Consider the following 16,450-nt stretch of genomic DNA (forward strand, 5'->3'; position numbering starts at 1 on the left):
TTTTCGCAAAATACAAATGTAAAAGGACGAATATCGGTACTTTAATCTGCGTTCATTCGCGTTAATCTGCGTTTTATTCGGATAATAAAGCTCTGTGTTCTCAACGTCCTCTGTGGTGAAATCTTAGTCTGTAAAAGTAGAGTAATTTTCGTTATTCTGTATATAAATTGCGCAGTTTCTCTATATCTGCTTCAAGGTTGTTTATCAGATAACTTTCTATTCCTCCGAATTCTTTGTCTATCACACGGAAAGCCGTTTCCAGATACTCTTTTCTCACGGTAGTCAGCGGCTTCAGTTCCGGATGGTCTTTTGTGATAAAATCATATTTGGCCTGGATATGCTGAGCTGACAGCATATAGTCTTCTATTATTGTATCGCGTTCCACTCCCAGAGCCGAAAGCAGCAATGCAGCTGCAATGCCTGTCCGGTCTTTTCCGGCAGAACAGTGGAAGAGGAGCGGGGTATTGGCTTTCTCTGTCAGGATGCGGAAAAATTCTTTGTATGTATCCTGCATATGGCGAACGATGAATGCGTACACTTCTTCCATAACAGCACTCAGATTGTTTTTGTCAAAATGTGCAATATCACTCATATTGCCGGCTTCGATGGGCAATGGGATATGCTTGGACACAGTCTGTGGCAAATGATCGGCAGCTGCCCTCTTTTCGGCTTCACCTCTGAAATCGACCACGGTTCGTAGCGGTAATAGAGTCAGATAATCCAGGTCTGTGGATGTCAGTTTGTTCATGTCGTCTGAACGCAGAAAAGTTTTCCATTTCACATGTTTGCCATAAATGGTGCGATAACCTCCAAGATCGCGCATGTTATAAGCTCCTGCCATTGGTAGGAGCCGGTAATGAGTATCTTCTTTCTTCATATTAATTTGTCTTTTATTTGTAAACAAAAAAAGAGTGAAGAATTCTCTGTTCCTCACTCTTCTTTATGATTATTTACTAATTGTTATAATGGAATATACTCTACGAATGCTTCCATTGCTTCATAAGACGCAAGGCCAAGATTATCATAGAGTGCGGCTGTACCACGGTTACGGTCTTCGCTACGTTGCCAGAACAGACGTTCGTCATTGCCTAAGAACGGAGCGCTTTCCATTTGCGACTGGTGTTTCAGGATGGAATTACGTTTAGCACGCAACTCTTCCGGACTGATAGGTACTGCCATTTCGATGTTTTCAATTTCCCATTCAGCCCATGCACCACGATACATCCAGATACGGCAGTCTTTCAGCCATTTGGCTCCCTCTTCTTTTTCCAAATCTATAGCAGCAAATACAGCATCCGTACAAACGCGGTGGGTTCCGTGCGGATCGGCAAGGTCACCGGCTACGAATATCTGATGAGGCTTCACTTCGCGGAGCAGGTTACGTACAATTTCTACATCTGCCTCACTGATAGGATTCTTCTGGATTTTGCCTGTTTCATAGAATGGCAGATCCAGGAAGTGAACGCGGTCCAACGGAATGTTATTGTATGTACAAGCCGTACGGGCTTCGCCACGGCGAATCAGACCTTTGATAGTCAGGATATCGCGTGAATCCATATCTCCGTCTTTCTTCTCTTTGAGGAATTTGCGGATCTCTGAATATTTTTCGTTGATTACCAGGTCCTCGCTGTTATTGAAAATCTGGTTGAAACCATTAATGAAGTGCAGGAAGCGGATTACTTCTTCGTCGCCTACAGCGATGTTACCCGATGTTTGATAAGCTACATGTACTTCATGTTTTTGCTCTACCAGACGGCGGATAGTGCCACCCATAGAGATCACATCGTCATCCGGGTGCGGAGAGAATACAACAACACGTTTTGGGAACGGTTTTGCACGTTCGGGGCGATACGTATCATCCGCATTCGGTTTACCGCCGGGCCAACCGGTGATCGTGTGCTGCAAGTCGTTGAATATCTTGATGTTTACATTATATGCCGAGCCGAAGAGAGCTAAAAGTTCGCTCAATCCGTTTTCGTTGTAATCCTTATTGGTCAGTTTCAGGATGGGCTTACCGGTCAATTGGCATAACCAAACGATGGCACTACGGATCAGTTTATCGTTCCATTCGCAAGAAGTCACCAACCAGGGACGTTGAATACGTGTCAGGTTGCTGGCAGCTGAAAGGTCGATAGCTACGTGAGCGTTGTTGTGTGTCTGCAAATAAGATGCAGGGATTGTATCTGTGATCGGTCCTTCCACACATTCTTTAATCATCTTGGCTTTGTCCTCTCCCCATGCCAGAAGATATACTTTCTTGGCACCCAGGATAGTAGATACCCCCATTGTGATAGAACTGATAGGAGTGTTCTCCATTGTTCCGAATATCTTGGTAGCCTCATTGCGTGAGCTGTTATCCAGCAAGATCAGGCGAGTAGTAGAATTCAGGCGTGAACCCGGCTCATTGAAAGCAATATTACCTACGCGACCGATACCCAAAAGAGCAATGTCAATACCTCCGAAACTTTCGATACGTTGCTCATACAGGCGACAATATTCCAGAATCGTATCTTTAGCAATGGTTCCGTCCGGGGTGAATACATTCTGCTTATCAATGTCCACATGGTCGAGGAACATCTCTTTCAAGGCATTGAAGTTACTGTTGATTGCATCCAGAGCTAATGGATAGTATTCATACATATTGAACACGATCACATTGCGGAAGCTCAGGCCTTCTTCTTTGTGCATGCGAATTAGCTCGGAATACACATTGCGTGGTGAATTACCACCCGGCAATGCCAGAACACAGAAACGTCCTGCTTTCTGTTTGTCGCGTATTACTTGTGCTATTTCGCGAGCGATGTAGTTGGCACCTTCTTCTACAGATTCATAAATATCAGTAGGGATTTTTTCAAGTCGGGTTAATACCGACCGTTCAAATGCATTCTCTGGTCTGTAGTATCTGGGGGAGACCCTGTTGAGAGTGATTTGAGAACTTAAGTTTGTTTTCATAAATTCTTTAATTAAGTTATGTTAGATTCAAGTCGTGCGACTGTTTTTTCTGAACGACAAAGATACAAAAGAAGTTTATTATAAAAACTACCTTATTGTAGGTATTGTTACTATAGGGAGGCGATTTTAACGTTTGTTCATTTAAGTTACATCACTAAAATGTACATATAAACTCAAATCCGGAAAGTGTCTGCGTCTTTCCATACCGGAAACTTATCACGGAATTGTTGTAGCGATTTGAGGTTGAGTGAAACGGTGGCGATAGCTTCTTTGCCGTCCGGGACTGATGTTAGTATTTCACCTTTAGCGGAATAGACGATACTACCTCCATTATATAGATGATTATTACCATCTGTTCCAGTGCGGTTTACCCCGCATACATAACACATATTCTCTAAAGCACGGGCACGAAGCAGTGTGTCCCATACTAATCGGCGGGCTTGCGGCCAACTGGCTACATATATTAATAAGTCATATTCATTGTTTACATTCCGGCTCCATACCGGGAAACGCAGATCGTAGCATACCAGCAGGCAGATGTTCCATTCGCGGTAGGAGATAATGAGTTTACTGTCTCCGGAGGAAAAATGTTCAGCTTCTTGCCCCATACGGAAGAGGTGGCGTTTGTCGTAGTAATACTCTTCTCCTTCGGGGGTGATAAAGAAAGCGCGGTTATAATACGAACCTTGTTCGCTGCAAATGAAGCTTCCGGTAATAGCGAACTGAAATTCTCCGGCCCACTTTTTGAGTGTTTGTATGGTTTCTCCGGAGATTGGTTCTGCCAACTTCCGGCTGTTCAGACTAAACCCGGTCGAGAACATTTCCGGTAAAACAACAATCTCCGTTGTTCCGTGAAGCGTTTGTAGCTTATCACGGAGCAAACGGAGATTTTCTTGTTTATTCTCCCAGACAATATTAGTCTGGACGATTGAAATACGTAATTCTTGCATTACATTTATTACTAATCATTAATCACTACTCATCAATATCTCCGATACTAAAGTTTTCGGGATGTTTGCCTTTAAAGTCTTTGAAGTAGAGCTTTATTTCGCGCATATCTTTTTCAATGTCTCCTGTAGGCATGATAGCTTTGGTGGATGAAATGGTCTTAGTAGTATAATCTATTCCTACGAGCACGATAGGGACTTGTGCTTTCAGTGCGATATAGTAGAATCCTTTCTTCCAGTTTGGATTTCGTTTACGTGTGCCTTCGGGTGTGATGGCAAGATGAAATTTCTTACTTTCGGCAAATTTGTGTGCCATCTGATCTACTAATGATGTTTTACGACTACGGTCTACCGGAATACCTCCCACTGCTTTGAAAATGATGCCTAAGGGGAAGAAGAACCAGTCTTTTTTCATCATGAAGCTTGTTTTACGCCCCCAGGCGCCATAGAAAAGTTTACCTATGAAGAGGTCTAAATTTGTAGTATGGGGAGCGGCGCAAACTACGCATTTGTCGTAGTTTGGCACCGTTACATTCATTTTCCAACCCAACAAGCGAAAGTAAATAAAGCTGTAAATTGCTTTTTTCATTCTTAGTTTAATTTCGCGATGGCATCAATAATTTCGTTTACTTTAGCGTTGAAGTCACTACGGAATTTCTTGTAGAATCCTTTTACATTACCCGGCTCTGTATGGCTGATGCGGCTGATGAACTCATCCTGCATCTTAAGGATTTCGGCCATAAGTTGGTCTGCTTTGGCCTTATCAGTACCAGGAACAAACATGCTATTGATCAAACACTCTGAGAATAATTCTCCTGAAATATAATTTACGGTTTTCTTGAGTTCTCTTCTACTTGCCATAATCTATCTTCTTTTAATGTGAATATTGAATATATCAGCGGTAAAGATAAATACTTTCTTCGGCTTAGGCAAATAAATAATACAATACTGTATGGATATGAATCTATTTACGATTAGACGATTTACGATGTACGATTGAAGTTACTCTTTTAAAAGCCGGTTTCAGCCCTGTCAGAGACAGGGTAATTCCAATCGTACATCGCCTAATCGTAAATAGATTAAGTTTTGAGCTTAATAGCTTCTGTCGTTACCATCTATTTATTTCTTCGGTGCTGATAAAGTTCTATCTCGTAGAGTAACGTAGGAAGCCTCGGTGTGTAATATTGTTTTAGATGTACATGTAAAGCAGTACGACATGTGCATGTGGTGCAGTACGACATGTACATGTGGTACAGTGAAACATGTACATGTAAAACAAGGCTGCTCACGGGGAAAAGGAACGTTCCTTTCTGAGAAAGACAAAGTACAACACCGGGCAACGGTGTGCTTTCCGCATGGGGAGGTACACCAGACGATGGTTGATTGAAATGTGGATAGACGCGAATTCTCGCAAAGAAAAGAGAGGATTCACCACAGAATACAGAGGATTTTATTCTTTTTATGCCAAGTCGATAATTTCTCTGTGTCCTCCGTGTCCTCTGTGGTGAACTGATTCAGGTTTGGTCAAAAGTAGAATCCCAGATTCACATAGAACCCTGCCTTCTTACTTTGATTAGAGTATCCCAATGAAGCTTCAAGGGGGCCGAACATACTGTCTATTCCGTAACTTAAACTGAATCCGTAGATACATTTATCTTCCAAGATGTCGAAGAAGTTATTATTGGTTAGTGCTACATTACCTGTCAGGCTGATGTAGTGTTTGGTCCATAAGCGTTGACGTAGTTTTAAACCGCCTACTACTACGGAGTTTTTCATTATTTCGATATTATCAATTCCGGCAAAAGGCATTTGTTGTGAAATGAACCGTCCGAAGTAGTTACCACCCAATGCATTGGTATACGGGTAGGGGATATCTCTACCTATAAGCACTCTTCCATATATAGCGGGAAGCAAGGCAAAACGATTGGTTAATTGGAAAGCTTCCACCCATGAAGCGTTAAGTGCTGAAAATGGGGCATGTCCTTTATACTTTGCCATGTTATCTGTATAAAGTGAATATCCGGCTTTAAAATCTGCACCTTGGTTGGGGAAATATCCTTTATTGAATGTATTATAATGCACCTGCGCAAAGTAACTGAAGAAATGTTCCGGTTTTATTTTCAGATTATACTCCGGGCTGGTATACAAAAAATCTTTGTATTTGAAATATTCGAATCGTGCTCCGACAGCAAAACGCAGGTTCTTATACCATACGTCCGAGAAGCTGAATTCTCCCGAATGGTACTTATAAGTGGTATTATAAGCACGGTCACCATGATTGTAGATATTGATATCATTATATTCGAAGAGGTAGCCGAAATTGAAGTTCCTCATCTGCATCGGTTCCAGGGTATAATCTACGCGGGCAGCATATCGCTTCCCCAAACGTCCGGTTACAGATACTTTAGACGGGATATGTGTCTTTAAGTTTAGGGTCGCATTCAGCAGCATAGAAGCAATTTCTTCAGAGTCGAAACGAATGCCCAGGTTGATTTTCCGTTCATACTTTTCTTCTAACAAAAAGTCTAACTTGTCTCCCTCCGGTGTACTGGTAAGTTTATAGCTGACATTGGAATATGCCTGACTTCCCCGTAATACGGAAAGTGCTTTTTCCAATTGAGCTACACTGATTTCGCTATCTTCTTTCAATTTACATTTCCGCATCATCCATTTTTTATCTACATCTTCAATACCGGAAAAATTGATCTCTTTTACAAAGAACTTTCTGGAAGAAGATAAGGAAGTATAAGGCCCATGAGGAGTTGGTTTATAATCTGCCGGGATACCTATTTTCTTTTTTAGCTTCAACAGTTCGCTCCATTTCTCCTGTGCTGCTTCTTCCCCTCGATTGGTGAGCGTATCCAGTGCATTGGGAGTAAAGCTGGCAGCAGAATATCCTTTTACATTTACTTTTATATAAACATCTGTAGCTGCTACGTTTTGTTCATAATTTTTTTGTGTAGTAAGATCGATAATCTGCAACAAAATATCAGGAGCCGTATTCAGCTCATTAGCTGTTCTCAGCTTATCCTGTACATCTACTCCGATGATAACTTCGGCTCCCATTGCTTTGGCTACATTCACCGGATAGTTGTTTTTCATGCCACCGTCTACTAATACCATACTGTCTATTCGCACAGGGGTAAACACACCGGGAATAGCCATACTTGCACGCATCGCTGTGGCAAGTACGCCATTATGGAATACTATTTCGTCACCATTCACAACGTTTTCCGAAACACAGGCGAAAGGGATGGGCATTTTATTAAAATCAATTGAGTCATGATACCCCACAGTGAGGTCAGAGAACAGGTTAGCGAGGTTTTGCCCTTTGATAACTCCTCCCGATGCCTGTTCTTTGAAACCCTTTCCGGTCAGAGGGAGAGAGAGTACATACGTTTCCGACTTTTCCCGTTCGGACATGGTCTGTTGGCTTCGTTTGATCCGGTCACTGAGAAGGAAGGTCCAGTCTTGCTTTTTCACCATGCTGTCAAGTTGCTCCGGTGTGTAGCCGATAGAATATAAACCTCCGATAATAGAGCCCATACTGGTACCTACGATATAATCGATGGGAATACCTGCTTCTTCGATCACTTTTAATGCTCCAATGTGTGCGACACCTTTTGCACCGCCACCGCTGAGCACTACGCCTACTTTTTTACGTTGCTGTGCCGAAGTAGGTAAAGCCAAAAAAAAGCAGGCCAGGAGAACTAATGTTAAAGATAAATGTTTTTTCATTAAGATGGTTTTGTTACGTGTAACATATAAAATACAAATGTAAGTGATAAATTGTTTTGCTTTAGGCAGATTTCTCTACTTTTGTGGTCCAAAAGTCGGAATTGTGGATAAATTCTACAGTTTACAGTAAAATTCCACAGATGTCCAATTAGTGTATATACAGTATAAACAGCTTGTTTATAGTAGATAAATGAAGTTTTTGCAGTTTTGGTACGAAACTTGTACGACAAGAGACTAAGAACAAACATAAGTTAAATTAACTAATTCAACCGATTATGAGATTATTTCTCTCAAAGAAAGAATTAAAATTAAAGAAAAGGAGAACCATTGCTACTGTTGTTTGCATTGTTCTGATATTGGGTATTTACTGGTTATTAACGCGTCCGCATAAGGCTGAACCGGAAATACCTACAGTGATAGTGGAGGCTGCAGTAAAAGATGATGTAGAAATTTATGGTGAGTATGTAGGCCGTATTCGTGCCCAGCAATTTGTTGAAGTGCGTGCCCGTGTAGAAGGTTATCTGGAACAGATGCTTTTCGCAGAGGGTACCTATGTGAATAAAAACCAGGTACTTTTTGTTATTAACCAGGAGCAATACCGGGCAAAAGCAGATAAAGCACGTGCACAGCTGAAAAAAGATGAGGCACAGGCACTGAAAGCTCAACGTGACTTTGAACGTATCAAACCGCTTTATGCTCAGAATGCTGCCAGCCAGTTGGATCTTGATAATGCTGAAGCTGCTTATGAAAGTGCAGTAGCTACGGTTGCCATGAGTGAAGCCGATCTGGCACAAGCAGAGATGGAATTGGGATATACATTAGTTCGCTCTCCGCTTTCGGGACATATCAGCGAACGAAACGTCGACCTTGGGACATTGGTTGGACCGGGTGCGAAGTCTTTGCTGGCTACCATCGTAAAGAGTGATACGGTGCTGGTCGATTTTAATATGACTGCACTGGATTATCTGAAAAGTAAAGAACGGAATATTAATATCGGGCAGCAGGATTCCAGTCGTTCCTGGTAACCCAACATTTCTATTACACTGGCCGATAATACGGTCTATCCATACAAAGGTTACGTGGATTTTGCCGAACCACAAGTGGATCCTCAGACGGGGACGTTCTCTGTCCGGGCTGAGATGCCCAACCCGAAGCAGGTGTTGTTACCCGGACAGTTCACAAAAGTGAAATTATTGCTCGATGTTAGAGAAGGTGCTGTTGTGGTGCCTCTCAAGGCTGTAACAATCGAGAAAGGTGGTGCTTATATTTACGTGATGCGTAAAGACTCAACAGTAGAGAAACGTTTCATTGAATTAGGACCTGAATTTGGTAATAAAGTAGTTGTGGAACGCGGACTTGCACAGGGAGAAATGATTGTTGTTGAAGGATTCCACAAACTCAATCCGGGAATGAAAGTCCGGGTAGTAGAAGCCGATAAGGCTGAAGAGGTGGATAACGCTATAAAGGAGTAAATAATGAAAGTCAGTTTTTTTATAGATCGTCCGGTTTTCTCGGCGGTCATATCCATTGTAATTATAATAATCGGAGTCATAGGGTTGACTATGCTTCCGGTGGATCAGTATCCGCAGATAACTCCGCCGGTGGTTAAAATCAGTGCATCCTATCCGGGAGCCAGTGCACTTACCGTTTCGCAGGCGGTGGCTACTCCGATTGAACAAGAGATTAACGGTACTCCCGGTATGCTTTACATGGAGTCTAACAGTTCCAACTCCGGAGGCTTTTCGGCTACAGTCACTTTTGATGTATCTGCTGATCCTGATTTGGCTGCCGTTGAGATTCAGAACCGTGTGAAACTTGCCGAATCCCGTTTGCCTGCCGAAGTAATTCAAAATGGTATTTCCGTAGAGAAGCAGGCACCAAGTCAGTTGATGACACTCTGTCTGACTTCTTCGGATCCGAAGTTTGACGAAATCTATTTGAGTAACTTTGCCACGATCAACGTGCTCGACGTGCTTCGTCGTATTCCGGGTGTGGGACGTGTATCGAATATTGGTAGCCGGTATTATGCTATGCAGATATGGGCAGAACCCGATAAACTGGCAAACTTCGGTTTGACCGTGCAGGACTTGCAGAATGCTCTGAAGGATCAGAACCGTGAGTCGGCTGCCGGTGTACTTGGCCAGCAACCGGTAAAAGGGCTCGATGTTACTATTCCTATTACTACACAGGGACGTCTTTCCACCGTAAGTCAGTTTGAAGATATTGTGGTGCGTGCCAATGCAAACGGATCTATTATCCGTTTGAAAGATGTGGCACGTGTGTCACTTGAGGCTTCTTCTTATAATACGGAGAGTGGTATCAACGGAGAGAATGCTGCCGTACTTGGTATTTATATGCTTCCTGGTGCTAACGCTATCGAAGTGGCCGACAACGTGAAACAGGCCATGGAAGAAATCAGTAAAAACTTTCCTGAGGGGTTGAGCTACGAAATCCCGTTTGATATGACTACCTATATTTCGGAGTCGATTCATGAAGTGTACAAAACATTGTTTGAAGCACTTGTACTGGTGGTATTAGTGGTATTTCTCTCTTTGCAGAGCTGGCGTGCCACACTGATTCCAATTGTGGCTGTACCTATCTCGCTGATTGGTACGTTTGGATTTATGTTGATCTTTGGCTTCTCACTGAATATCCTTACATTGTTAGGGTTGATTCTTGCCATTGGTATCGTGGTAGATGATGCTATTGTGGTGGTGGAGAGCGTAGAACATATCATGGAGACAGAAAAGTTGAGTGCCTACGAGGCCACTAAGAAGGCAATGGAGGGACTGACGAGTGCTCTGATTGCGACCTCGCTGGTGCTCTGCGCCGTATTTGTTCCTGTTAGTTTCCTTAGTGGCATTACCGGGCAGCTTTACCGTCAGTTTACCATTACCATTGCTGTGTCTGTACTGATATCTACAGTAGTGGCTCTGACGCTGAGTCCTGTCATGTGTTCTTTGATTCTGAAACCGGACAATGGCAAAAAGAAGAACATCGTATTTCGTAAAATTAATGAGTGGCTGAATATTGGAAATAATAAATATGTAGCAGTTATCACTCGTGTCATCAAGCATCCGCGTCGTGTACTAAGTGCTTTCGGCATGGTATTGATAGCGATTCTTTTATTACATCGTATCATTCCTACCAGTTTTCTTCCGGTAGAAGACCAGGGGTATTTTAAGATAGAGCTTGAACTGCCCGAAGGTTCTACACTGGAACGTACACGTAAAGTGACTGAGCGCGCTATCTCTTTCCTTGATAAGAATCCGTACATTGCATATGTACAGAATGTGACTGGAAGTAGCCCTCGTGTAGGTAGTAACCAGGCACGTAGTGAGTTGACTGTTATCCTGAAACCGTGGGAGGAACGTAAAGAAACCACTATAAACAAAATTATGGCCGAGGTACAAGAACACCTCAAAGAGTATCCCGAGAGTAAAGTGTATCTCTCTACACCGCCGGTTATCCCGGGTTTAGGTAGTTCGGGAGGTTTTGAGATGCAGCTGGAAGCCCGTGGAGAGGCAACTTTTGATAATCTGGTTCAGGCGGCGGATACATTGATGTACTATGCTTCAAAAAGTAAAGAACTTGCCGGCTTGTCTTCTTCGTTACAGTCAGAGATACCACAATTGTATTTCGATGTAGACCGTGATAAGGTGAAGATGTTAGGTGTTCCGCTGGCGGACGTGTTTTCTACCATGAAGGCCTATACAGGTTCTGTATATGTAAATGACTTCAACATGTTCAACCGTATATATAAGGTGTATATTCAGGCAGAGGCTCCTTATCGTGAGCATAAAGATAATATCAACCTCTTCTTTGTTAAAGCATCCAATGGTGCTATGGTACCGCTTACCTCTTTGGGGAATGCTTCATACACTACAGGACCCGGTAGTATCAAACGTTTCAATATGTTTACTACGGCAGTGATACGCGGAGAAGCTGCACAGGGATATAGTTCCGGACAAGCCATGGAGATTATGGAGCAGATAGCCCGTGATCATTTGCCTGATAATATCGGGCTGGAATGGAGTGGACTTTCCTATCAGGAGAAGAAGGCCGGTGGACAGACAGGGTTGGTGATGGCGTTGGTATTCCTCTTTGTGTTCCTGTTTCTGGCTGCACAATATGAAAGCTGGACCTTGCCGGTTGCCGTACTGTTATCCTTGCCGATTGCTGCGTTAGGTGCTTACCTGGGGGTATGGATCTGCGGATTGGAAAATGATGTATATTTTCAGATAGGATTGGTAATGTTGGTAGGGTTGGCAGCTAAGAATGCTATCCTTATTGTGGAGTTTGCCAAAGTACAGGTAGACGATGGCGAAGATATTGTTACAGCGGCTATCAATGCTGCCCGTCTGCGTTTTCGTCCTATTTTGATGACGTCTCTGGCTTTTGTGCTTGGTATGCTCCCGATGGTATTGGCAAGCGGACCGGGTTCTGCCAGTCGGCAGGCTATTGGTACGGGTGTATTCTTCGGAATGATTTTTGCCATTGTTCTGGGCATTATTCTTGTACCGTTCTTCTTTGTTATGGTGTATAAGTTGGTAGTTAGAAGTAAGTAGTTGGCAGTTGGAATCTATGCAGCGTGGGAGTATCTGCAAAGATTCCAACTACCAAATTCTAACTACCAAATTCTAAATTCTAACTACTAACTACTAAATTCTAACTACGATATGAAGAGAAATTTTTTATATATTATTTTATTACTGGCTGTAGTCTCTTTTTCCTCTTGTAAGATTGGAAAGAGTTACACCCGCCCTGACCTTCACTTGCCTGACAGCCTTGCTCGCAATCAGGATACACTTAGTTTTGGTGATATGGACTGGTGGGAGATTTATACCGATTCTACACTTCGCGGGTTGATATCAAAATCGCTGGAGTACAATAAAGATCTTTTAATTGCTGCTGCCCGCGTAAAAGAGATGGCTGCACAAAAAAGAATCTCAACTGCTGCCCTTCTTCCCGACATAAAAGGAACGGTGACCGGTGAACGTGAGTTTGAGAATCATGGTGGCGATGCTTTCAAACGCAGTGATACCTTTGAGGCTCAGGTACTTTTTTCGTGGGAGCTTGACCTTTGGGGAAACCTTCGTTGGGCACGTTCGGCAAGTATTGCCGACTATTTGCAATCCATAGAGGCACAACGTGCTTTGCGTATGACTATTGTAGCCGAAGTGGCACAGGCTTACTATGAACTTGTAGCTCTTGATACGGAGCTTGAGATTGTCCGGCAGACTCTGAAAGCCCGTGAAGAAGGGATGCGTCTGGCACGTATTCGTTTTGAAGGTGGGTTGACATCCGAGACTTCCTATCGCCAGTCTCAGGTGGAGCTTGCCCGTACGGCAACACTTGTGCCCGATCTCGAACGTAAGATCAGTCTCAAAGAGAATGATATTGCCTTTCTTGCCGGAGAGTATCCTAATAAAATAGCTCGTAGTGGCTTGTTGCAGGAATTCAATTTTCCGAATGCGTTGCCTGTTGGCTTACCCTCTGCCTTGCTCGAACGTCGTCCGGATATTCGTCAGGCAGAGCAGAAACTGATTGCTGCCAACGCCAAAGTGGGGGTAGCGTATACGAATATGTTTCCGCGTATCTCTCTTACAGGTAGGGCCGGAGCCGAAAGTACAGTCCTTTCCGATCTGCTGAAATCTCCTTATGGTATTATGGAAGGTGCTTTGCTAACTCCCATTCTGGGCTGGGGAAAGAATCGCGCAGCGTTGAAAGCTAAGAAGGCTGCCTATGAAGCGGAAGTACACAACTATGAGAAAACGGTGTTGACGGCATTTAAAGAGACACAAAATGCAATTGTTAACTTCAACAAGATAAAAGAGGTATATGATCTTCGTGCTCATTTGGAACGTTCTTCCAAGAGTTATGTAGACTTGGCACAACTTCAATATATTAACGGAGTTATCAATTATCTGGATGTACTCGATGCGCAACGTGGCTATTTTGATGCTCAGATAGGCTTGAGCAATGCTATTCGTGATGAGTTAATCGCAGTAGTACAAGTGTATAAAGCTCTTGGCGGAGGTTGGCAAATAAGGGAAGAAGGTAAATAAATTAAGAGGCTGTTTCAGTTTTATTCAAACCTGATCGGAAATGAGTTAAACCCATCACAGAGTAACACAGAGTTCCACAGAGTTTAAATCTTTAATGAAACGCAGGATAAACGCAGATTTTCGCAAAGGGGAACAAATGTATGATAAAGAACTACAGTCTTTTAATTTGCGTTCATCTGTGTTAATCCGCGTTTCATCAGATAAATACTACTCTGTGGAACTCTGTGTTACTCTGTGGTGAAATACCTTCAAAACCATACAGATTTGAATATACTTGCTTAGCTACCATCGCCTGTCGAACCTCCCTGTGCGGGAAGCACTTTTACCGTTTCTCCCTCCTTTGTATCAATCGTGAATCGGCTGCCGCCTATAACTTCTTCGTTTTTCCCATTACGTACGATCCGTACTTCTTTCCCCTTCCAGGGATTATCTATCACACAGGTACGTCCTTTCTCGCTTTTAATCTCCACCATTTCCACTGTTCCGTTCTTCAGGCTACTACTCACGAGGAAAGCACCGTATGCCCGCAGATCTTTGAAAGAAGCGTCCTGTGTCATTATCCAATTAGGGAAAATACGGATTACTCCTTCATAGCTCTGCATCAGCATTTCGTTGATAGTCAATGGCACAGCGGCAAGTGTCTCTATGCCTCCACCTCCCTGGGTTATCCACAGGTTAGGATGAACACTGAAGCTGATACGTCTTTTAAGATGTTGCAGTAGCTTTTCCGCGTCATAGCCTACTCGTACTGCACCCGGATAACAGGTTTCTATTCCATTGTTGCTTGTGTTTCCCCAGTCGTTGGGATTCTGTTGCCGATCTGTCCAATGATTGACATCTTCCAGCAGGATAGTATTAAATACAGAGTCGGTTACCGGACCGGCTACTCCTCCTGGCAGGATAAGCCCATGAATAGATACCCGGTTTAACCCCGACGGACGGACTTCCGAATTTTGCGGTCCGCGTTCCATACTTTTCAGGCTCATTCTTCCTTCAGAATTCTTTCCTACAGGATAGTCACTTAGTCTGGTTAGTATTTCATTCCATCTGTCTCGTCGTTCTTCATCCGTTTGGAGGAAGATGCTCATGTCCGTTACTCCTTTGAAAAGCATCTTCACTAATCCCAGCGAGAGAGTTGAGTTGAAATCGCCCAACCTGTTTCGCCATACGCCTTTATTGCGCTTGTTGGGCATCACCTCGTTGAAGTGATCCATTTTTATCACATAACGTCCGTTCTCCATTACCAGATAATCTTCCCAAAAGTCTGCGCAGGCTATAATATAAGGATATACCTTCTTTGCATACGCTTCATCGTAGGTGCTGTAGTGCCTCATCAGCATATTGCCTACACTGAATACTGCATTTATCTTTTGTCCCAGGAACTTATACCCATTGTCAATCGTGTTTTCGCGGGTAGCATATTTTTGCATCATTTCGTCCGGAGTAAGAGGCCACATAGAGGTACAAAGTCCTTTTGGACCGATACCAACCGGATAATAAATGCCTTTGCAGTTCAATAGCTCACGGGCGTGCCGACGTCCCATGTCCATATAATCCAGCAATGGCTGGTCAAAATTCTTTGTGAGGTCGATGTGATTGGAAGAAAATGCTGCCCAATAGGGAGCCTGATAATTATAATTCAAGTGATAGTCACCTCCCCATGCAGCCTCATCGCGTGTAACAAATGTGCCCCAAATGCCGGGAGCAAACTTATCGCCACGTGAAGAGCAAGCCAGCAGATACTGGGACATGTAATAGTAGCGCTCCAATTCTTCGTCACCGATGGTGACAGAGGATTCATTCCAGAAGTTATTCCACCATTGTTGATGTTCTTTCTTTAGTTCTTTTAATAAGGCGGGAGTCAGTTTTCTGGCTTCACTGAGTGCCTGGTCTTTCCATTGGGGTGTGTCGTGATTGGTGTATGCTGTGACGGTTATCCATCTCTTTTCTCCGGGTTGTAACAATATCCTGTCAGAATGGGGGAGGGGACTTCCGGGAGTGTTCATAGCCAGTATTACGTGTGTAGGCCAGCGTAGCAACGGAGTGTTCTCAAATGAACGGCTCACCCAGTGTATATCTTCTTTGCCTTGTGCAGTGACGGAGGTGTTACCCTGGGCCGCCCATAGGTTGAGATTGACTTCAATAGGTTCGTTGGCTGTCAACTCTATGACGACGTGATTGTGTGTTGCTGCTACCCATGCCGATAATTCAACCTGTAAATCTTCTTTGGTGAAGCGACCTTTGATTTCGGCGCTTCCCGGTAGTTGCTCTGCATAGTAGCCGGCTCCTTGCAGACTCTTGGAAGAGATGCTCAGCCCTCCTGGTAGAGCAATACCACCCGGATAAACAGGGTATGCACGCCAGAAATCGTTCTTGCCGATATAAAAGCACAGACTATCCGGTGCTCCGCCCATAGTGATACCTATATCTCCGTTTCCTGCCAAGGGAGCATCGGGTGTTTTGATCGTAGGTACTTCCTGCGGGATGGAAGTAAATACAGCTTTGTAGCGGTTCATAGGAGGTTCTTGTTCTGAACGGGCGGGGTTGCTGCACGAAGTCAGACAGAGAACCCCTAACAAAATACCTTTACTAAGGTGACCATACATGTTTTTCATGGTTTCTTTTCCTGATTAAAAATGCATAAATGATGTGTGCAAATGTAGCTCAAATCTTTTGTCCCACTTTGCAGTATTATCTCAATGATTTATACTAATACCTCAAAAAAGCCATTTTATCGCCTTTTCC

9 protein-coding genes and 1 pseudogene are annotated in these 16,450 nt (G+C 43.5%); 3 read left to right on the plus strand and 7 right to left on the minus strand.

Features of this window, described 5'->3' with window-relative positions:
* Positions 1-151 precede the first annotated feature (151 nt).
* From K8P02_RS04600 to K8P02_RS04625, 6 genes are all read right to left on the minus strand, one after another.
* Complete coding sequence (locus K8P02_RS04600; protein WP_002561717.1) at positions 152-877, minus strand: tyrosine-protein phosphatase; 726 nt, start codon at positions 875-877, stop codon at positions 152-154.
* Between the two features lie 83 nt (positions 878-960).
* The gene (locus K8P02_RS04605; RefSeq protein WP_002561716.1) at positions 961-2,952 is read right to left on the minus strand and encodes a glucosamine-6-phosphate deaminase; all 1,992 of its coding nucleotides are present in this window, start codon (positions 2,950-2,952) and stop codon (positions 961-963) included.
* Positions 2,953-3,125: 173 nt separating this feature from the next.
* Positions 3,126-3,902: an amidohydrolase gene (locus K8P02_RS04610; RefSeq protein WP_025867710.1), complete on the minus strand. Its 777-nt coding sequence runs from the start codon at positions 3,900-3,902 to the stop codon at positions 3,126-3,128.
* Positions 3,903-3,927: 25 nt separating this feature from the next.
* Entirely contained in the window at positions 3,928-4,488 is a 561-nt protein-coding gene (locus K8P02_RS04615; RefSeq protein WP_002561714.1) for a 1-acyl-sn-glycerol-3-phosphate acyltransferase, read from the minus strand.
* A 2-nt stretch (positions 4,489-4,490) separates the two neighbouring features.
* Positions 4,491-4,760, minus strand: coding sequence for a hypothetical protein (locus tag K8P02_RS04620; RefSeq protein ID WP_002561713.1), 270 nt, complete (start codon positions 4,758-4,760; stop codon positions 4,491-4,493).
* Between the two features lie 663 nt (positions 4,761-5,423).
* A complete protein-coding gene (locus K8P02_RS04625) occupies positions 5,424-7,637 on the minus strand; it encodes a patatin-like phospholipase family protein (protein ID WP_002561711.1) in 2,214 nt (737 codons plus the stop codon).
* A 275-nt stretch (positions 7,638-7,912) separates the two neighbouring features.
* On the opposite strand from K8P02_RS04625, the pseudogene K8P02_RS04630 reads away from it, so the two are divergent.
* The 3 genes and pseudogenes from K8P02_RS04630 to K8P02_RS04640 all read left to right on the plus strand — a co-directional run bounded on the left by K8P02_RS04630 (position 7,913) and on the right by K8P02_RS04640 (position 13,705).
* Positions 7,913-9,109 (plus strand): annotated as a pseudogene (locus tag K8P02_RS04630) (efflux RND transporter periplasmic adaptor subunit).
* Between the two features lie 3 nt (positions 9,110-9,112).
* Positions 9,113-12,205 (plus strand): efflux RND transporter permease subunit, encoded by a 3,093-nt coding sequence (locus tag K8P02_RS04635; protein ID WP_007484964.1) that lies wholly within the window; start codon positions 9,113-9,115, stop codon positions 12,203-12,205.
* Positions 12,206-12,316: 111 nt separating this feature from the next.
* Positions 12,317-13,705, plus strand: a complete 1,389-nt coding sequence (locus K8P02_RS04640) for an efflux transporter outer membrane subunit (protein ID WP_002561705.1) — start codon at positions 12,317-12,319, stop codon at positions 13,703-13,705.
* A gap of 278 nt (positions 13,706-13,983) precedes the next feature.
* Here K8P02_RS04640 and K8P02_RS04645 read toward each other — a convergent pair whose 3' ends face one another.
* Complete coding sequence (locus tag K8P02_RS04645; protein ID WP_155921467.1) at positions 13,984-16,320, minus strand: glycosyl hydrolase family 95 catalytic domain-containing protein; 2,337 nt, start codon at positions 16,318-16,320, stop codon at positions 13,984-13,986.
* Positions 16,321-16,450: the final 130 nt, after the last annotated feature.

The sequence above is a fragment of the Bacteroides nordii genome (assembly GCF_019930665.1).
GTDB lineage: Bacteria > Bacteroidota > Bacteroidia > Bacteroidales > Bacteroidaceae > Bacteroides > Bacteroides nordii.